Annotated in this window: 4 protein-coding genes; 1 reads left to right on the top strand and 3 read right to left on the bottom strand. The window is 34.6% G+C overall.

All coding sequences use genetic code 11. The features are described from left to right. Positions 1-41: 41 nt before the first annotated feature. Both I6F53_RS19860 and I6F53_RS19855 read right to left on the bottom strand, forming a co-directional pair. Complete coding sequence (locus I6F53_RS19860) at positions 42-350, bottom strand: hypothetical protein (protein ID WP_197240905.1); 309 nt, start codon at positions 348-350, stop codon at positions 42-44. A gap of 43 nt (positions 351-393) precedes the next feature. Next, entirely contained in the window at positions 394-2,412 is a 2,019-nt protein-coding gene (locus tag I6F53_RS19855; RefSeq protein ID WP_197240904.1) for an AAA family ATPase, read from the bottom strand. Between the two features lie 213 nt (positions 2,413-2,625). Here I6F53_RS19855 and I6F53_RS19850 point away from each other — a divergent pair, with 213 nt between their 5' ends. After that, entirely contained in the window at positions 2,626-3,300 is a 675-nt protein-coding gene (locus I6F53_RS19850; RefSeq protein WP_197240903.1) for a hypothetical protein, read from the top strand. 84 nt (positions 3,301-3,384) lie between these two features. On the opposite strand, the gene I6F53_RS19845 is transcribed toward I6F53_RS19850, so the two are convergent. Further along, positions 3,385-4,351, bottom strand: a 967-nt coding sequence (locus tag I6F53_RS19845; protein WP_197240902.1) for a DUF4268 domain-containing protein, incomplete at its 5' end; no start/stop codon positions are given.

The raw sequence follows: 4,351 nt of genomic DNA, 5'->3' as shown, positions 1-4,351 counted from the left end.
ATTCACTTACTTTAACTTACCGCGCCCTGTTTATTTGTAAATTAATTGAGGCGACAACTATCCTGACACAGGGGGATTATTGCTATATCAAATTTTCCGCCAATTCTTAAATCTAGATCATTGCTGGTTTTGTCAAGGCCAAAACTCCCCAATACCTCTCGAACTGGTATCTCTAACCTATACCCTAGGTTTGGAAATTTGCTGCATAGAGCATTTACTATACTCACATTTAGAAAGTATTCTGGCATTTGTCTATATGTGACACCCGTTAATTGATGCGCTTTTTCTAAACTTTCTTGAATTGAGTCTAAAATTGTATCCAGGACTTGTATCTTAGTTGCTTTAGTCATCGTTGATCCTTTGAATTAATTTTTAAAATATCACTACATTAAGTTAAACAAACCCAATTTTCCGCTTTGAGCCAGCTTTCAAACCATTTAGCTCTTGTAATACAGATAAAGCTCGTTCTTGACTAATGGTTTTTTTTGAAAAGATCATTTGCCGTTTAACGATTGCAAAATCACCAGGTGTTAGCATCGTTAGTTCGGTTAAGTTATTAACAAGTGTCTTTTTTAAAGTACGTACTCTCAATGTATCTTTAAATAACATTTTTGTCTGCTTTTCAGTTAGATAAGTTAAGTTTAAATTAAAATCAAATCGCCTCATTACCGCTTTATCTAAGTTTTTAGCAAAGTTAGTCGCAGCAAAAAGTGGGAGTTGAAATTGCTCCATCTGGCATAATAACTCATTAACTGTTTGCACTTCCCAATTTGCCGTCGCTTGTTCACGACTACACAACAAGCTATCAGCTTCATCAATAAATATTGCACTTCCTTCTTGTGTAGCTTGTTTAAATAGTTGAGCAATGTTTTGTTCATTTTCGCCAACCCATTTGCTAAGTAAGTCAGATGCTTTTACCGAAATAAGTTTAAAATTAGCTTTTTCGCATAAATAATTTACAAAGGCTGTTTTACCGGTACCTGGCGGGCCCGTTAGCAGAGTTCGTGAACTAGAATACTCTATTACAGCTTCTTCTACCTGTTCGAGTGATGCATATTCAGACTCTATATTTACCATTTTAGGGTTAAACTTTTGCGCTGCTTGATAAGTCAGCTCGTGAGCTGAAAAGCCGCATGCAGTTAAAGTATCTTGAATATTCTCTTCTATGCAGTCACGCGCGGTTTGTGCTTTAAATCCGCATAACCTAGCTACATGAACAGCTTTAGCAATATGAGCTGGCAGTAAGTTTTGTTGAGTAGCTAATTTACTTATAAAACTGTTACCAACACTCAAACCTTTTACATATTTGCCAATCATTTTTTCTTTAGTTGTTTTGTTTAGCTCAGGAATTTCGTAAACAATATTAAATCGCCTAATAATGCTTTGTGGTAACTCTTCTAGATGATTAGTGATCCAAATACTCACCACAGGATGATTTTCAATGTAAGTATGAAGTAGCTCTTTTGAGAAGCTTTTAGAGAATAAATCACGCTCAAAAATGTTTTCACACTCATCCAATAACAACATTGTTTTTTTACGCTTACCTACCAACTTACTCACCACATTAAAGTGCTCTAAACGCAGCTCAGAACTTGCACTTCGGCTATCGAGCTCGTTTGTTGGGTTTATTAAGTTACTACCTTTAGCTTGCACCTTTAGCAACTGCGAGTTACACATTTGCGCTAAATATTTCGCCAATGAAGTTTTACCCGAACCTGGCACACCATAAAATAAAATACTCAATGGTTGCCCTCCGCTCTTTGTTGCGTTTTGCGTAGCTTTAAGCAAAGTATTTAAATCTAAGTGAGATAAATCAGCAGAGCTAAGTTCAGAAGCTTCACAAGGGGTAACCAAGTTAGATAAAATATCACTTTCACTATTTAATTTACCCTCGAGAAGGCTTTTAGCAATTGCGTTTGGTAATATTAAAAACTCATCTTCCCCAGCAAATATCTCCATATCCATTGAATACATGCCAGATTCAATAATTAAACTTATTTGTTTGTTGAGTAGTGCTTCATCAATATCAAGCACATTAGCTATTTTTTCTAAAATAACGCTCGCGTAATCGTCACGTAAGTATTCAACAAGTTCGCGTAATGGTTTACTGAGCGTCATACAGCACGAAAAAATAACTAATGGAGTAACCATTTTTGGCAAATCAAACGCTGTACAAAATATATGCACATTTTTTTGTAACGTTTTAGATATTGTGTTTATTGCTAAATGATCTAATCGGGCTATCAAATCATCAACATCTAAGCCCTGTAAATTTGTATAACTAAAACCAGAAATGTTACATAAAGCCTTTTTAAATAGCTTATCGTGCCAAAGCTCTTCTGTGTCAAACTCTTCTAATAATTCAGTGGCAAAGTGTGCCACAATACGTTTTAATTGGGGGGTCGTGTTCATGCTGTGTACCTAGTAGTTAGTAACTGATGTAGCTATATTACTAAGCAGAAAACAGTAACGTACCCACAAACCTGCCTCAAAATAAACGCATAGTACATTGATAATGTTAGTTTTTTATTTTTTTGTTTTCTTTCGGTTTGTTTTTTTATTAACCCCTTGTTTTTTAGGCCCTGCAGAGGCATAAATAAAGCTATAAAGTTTTTTTGGACTCTTATGGGAAATGTAAATTTAGGATCGACAAAGAACCCGATAGTTCTCAAAAATAAACATCAAGATATCGAATCCGAAAAATATTATGCCAGACATAAAAACGGAGAAATGTATATCCATAGGCCTCTTCTACAGACGCATACTATAAACAATCATGAACGTGATAATGATGACCCTGAAAGTGGTCTCTTTGCTTTCCATAAACTAAGAGATGACCAAGACTGCTTTACAAAAAATGTTATCTCCAATCCTCACTTACAACCATTAGAGGTAAAAATCTTATTAGCACTCTATGAACTTTTTCAAGGGTATTTTTGTTATGAGATGGTTTTTACCTGTAGTACCAATGAAATAAATCTTGATAACTTTGGGGATGATTATGGTTTTTGGATAGCTGAGGGAAATACAGAGTCTTTAGTAGAAGTAAATGACGTTCCACTATATAAACTATTAGGAAAAACACTAAATACAAGTATTAGCAGCGAAAAGCTTAATAAAATACTCATAAGGTTAGATAGTTTTCACTATATCAGTGTCACACCGGTTACATTCGAAAACTCCAAGCTTGGTATTAGTCAAAAGCATAATAAAAACCAACGTGCTTATTTAAAAATAATACAAATAAATGAACTGATGGACTCCAAGAATCTAACAAATATATGGCTTGTAAAAGATTAAAGTCAACAGGACCGTTTTTAAAACGGTCTTGTTGGCTCAGATTGACTTAATAGCAGATTAAGCTTTGAGCAGTAATTAGCGTATTTACATTGATACTTTTAACTTTTCAAAACAAGGTGCAACGGCTCTTTCAAATAGCTCCAATTTTACAATAATCATCTGTATAACTTCAGACCATTTATCTTTATCTAGCCCATCAAAATCGTAATTATCTTGTATTCTGCTAGCCTTTTGACCGTCTTTACGATGCCATTCTAGAGAGCTTCCATAAACGCCCTCGATTGTATCTTTCTGCGTAATTAAGGCATCGAATAATTTCTTATTTACTTCTTCGTTTGAGTGTTTCAATATTACCTCGATACGAATCTGTTTTTGTAAAAAAGTTATGCCATAATAAACACCTGCATGATACGCTTTACCTCGAATCCTAGCGTTATTAGTAATACTTTGATTATCGAAAAAATTGAAGTTACTCTTCTTTATTTCTGGTAAGGCTTGAGCCCAAAACTCACTACGAACAATATGACGATTTTTTATTTCTTTACGAGTTGACTTTTCCTCATTATTTTTCTCACTCATACTGATCATGAGCTCTTCGACTTCTAATGGAGGAACAATTTGCTCGACATTAAGGAAAAGGTCTTTATTGGTAACATTGTCTAAATTCATTGCGTAAGGTGTAACCTTAAAGCATTGCACTTGAATTCCATGACTTAATAACCATAAAGCCGTACTAGTTACTTCTTTTCTATAGTTAGCCGCAACAAGAATAAGACGTTGAGTATTACCTGAGTTTAAAACAACCTCGTCTAAATCGAGTACTTCAAGAAATTCACAAAGACTCTCCGATGCTACAAACTCACCTGTTAAATGGCGATCTAGGTAATCTTGATATATTTTTAAGATTTGCTTTTTATTTAAACTAGAACAATAAGACGCATATTTTAAAGCTTGCCAAGTGACATCTCGACCACTATCCCCCTGTGTCAGGATAGTTGTCGCCTCAATTAATTTACAAATAAACAGGGCGCGGTAAGTTAAAGTAAGTGAA

Origin of the sequence: Pseudoalteromonas sp. SWN29 (assembly GCF_015864465.1) — a bacterium.
In the GTDB taxonomy this organism is placed as follows: Bacteria; Pseudomonadota; Gammaproteobacteria; order Enterobacterales; family Alteromonadaceae; genus Pseudoalteromonas.
Note: the sequence above shows the minus strand (reverse complement) of the source record. Positions and strands in the feature narration are given on the sequence as shown.

Bases quoted from the DNA above. Each gene is read 5' to 3' on its own strand.
- I6F53_RS19855 (WP_197240904.1), bottom strand. From the start codon at position 2,412: ATGAACACGACCCCCCAATTAAAACGTATTGTGGCACACTTTGCCACT.
- I6F53_RS19860 (WP_197240905.1), bottom strand. From the start codon at position 350: ATGACTAAAGCAACTAAGATACAAGTCCTGGATACAATTTTAGACTCA.
- I6F53_RS19850 (WP_197240903.1), top strand. From the start codon at position 2,626: ATGGGAAATGTAAATTTAGGATCGACAAAGAACCCGATAGTTCTCAAA.